Annotated in this window: 1 protein-coding gene and 1 pseudogene; both read left to right on the top strand. The window is 47.1% G+C overall.

All coding sequences use genetic code 11. The features are described from left to right. A partial coding sequence (locus R8269_RS24585) for a c-type cytochrome (RefSeq protein ID WP_318222826.1) occupies positions 1-894 on the top strand: 894 nt, incomplete at its 5' end. Between the two features lie 313 nt (positions 895-1,207). Beyond that, a pseudogene (locus tag R8269_RS24580) lies at positions 1,208-1,343 on the top strand (paraquat-inducible protein A); the annotation flags it as partial.

Genomic DNA, 1,343 nt, shown 5'->3' with positions numbered 1-1,343 from the left:
GCATTTGGTGATCAAGTAAAACGTGGTTACTCGCTCTTTGTTAACTCGCAACAGATGCGCGGCAAATACGTTGGCAATGAGCAAAACTGTGTGAACTGCCATATGGAAGCAGGACGAAAAGCCAATGCAGCACCGCTGTGGGCGGCGTACATGGCCTATCCGGCTTATCGCAAGAAAAACGATCGCGTAAACAGCTACGCAGACCGTATTCAAGGTTGCTTCGAATACTCCATGAACGGCAAAACCCCCGCTTACGACTCACCCGAAATTGTTGCCCTCAGCGCTTACGCTTATTGGTTGGCAATGGGTGGATTACTCGATAGTTATGGTATGAACGATGAAGCGGTGCCAGAGCTAGACATTAAAGCTCTCCAAGTGGGTGGTAAAACGCAAAACTTCCCTTTGCCAGATGCTATCGCTCAAGCATTACCGGTTAAAGAGCGCGGCAACCTAGCAGGACGTGGCTACCCAAAAATCGCCGCACCGAAGCAAGAACCATCACCAGAGCGAGGGGCATTAGTCTATGAAAAGAACTGCGAGACTTGTCATCGCGCCGACGGCTCGGGTATCAAAGGCACCGACGACCATTCATACATTCCTCCGCTTTGGGGCGAATTTGCATATAACTGGGGCGCAGGTATGCACCGCATTAACACAGCGGCCTATTTTATTTATGAGAACATGCCACTTGGAAAAAGTGTGCAGCTGACTGAGCAAGAAGCTTGGGACGTTGCTGCGTACATCAATAGTCACGAACGCCCACAAGATCCTCGATTTAAAGGCAGCGTCACCGCAAATGCTGAAAAATACCACCAGCATCAAGGTTACTACGGCAAAACACTAAACGGTAAGCAAATAGGTAAAAACGCATTTGCAAGCGGAACGGTTGAGTAGCAACGTTAGAGCTTGCCGTATAGCTACATCCTTATATACATTCCTGCCCTATGCTTGGGCAGGTTCTTTCTCTCCCTCATCCCAAAAATCACCATTTCATTTGCTTCACTCAAACCACTTCTATGCGGTAACGACTTCCCAATTTCAAACCCTAGCAGTAAAATGTTGCATACTTTTCAGCGTCGCTTAGCATGTTTTAGCAACATGCGCACGGCGATTGCAAAAGTAAGAAACTCGTAAACTCCTGAATCAACACAAGCGTGTCTAGTGAAAACAGAGTATTCTTAGGACAAATGAATTCAAAACCTACCCAATGAGTATTCAACCTAATTCACGTCAGTTAATTTCTTGCGAAGAATGTGGCCTTGTCGTCCGCATTCCGGAGATCGAGCAAGGGCAAAAAGCTCAATGCCCTCGATGTTCGCATTCACTTACAAAAAGTAACGCCA

The organism is Vibrio sp. Vb0667, from assembly GCF_033391095.1.
This window is presented reverse-complemented; position numbering and strand designations above follow the sequence as displayed.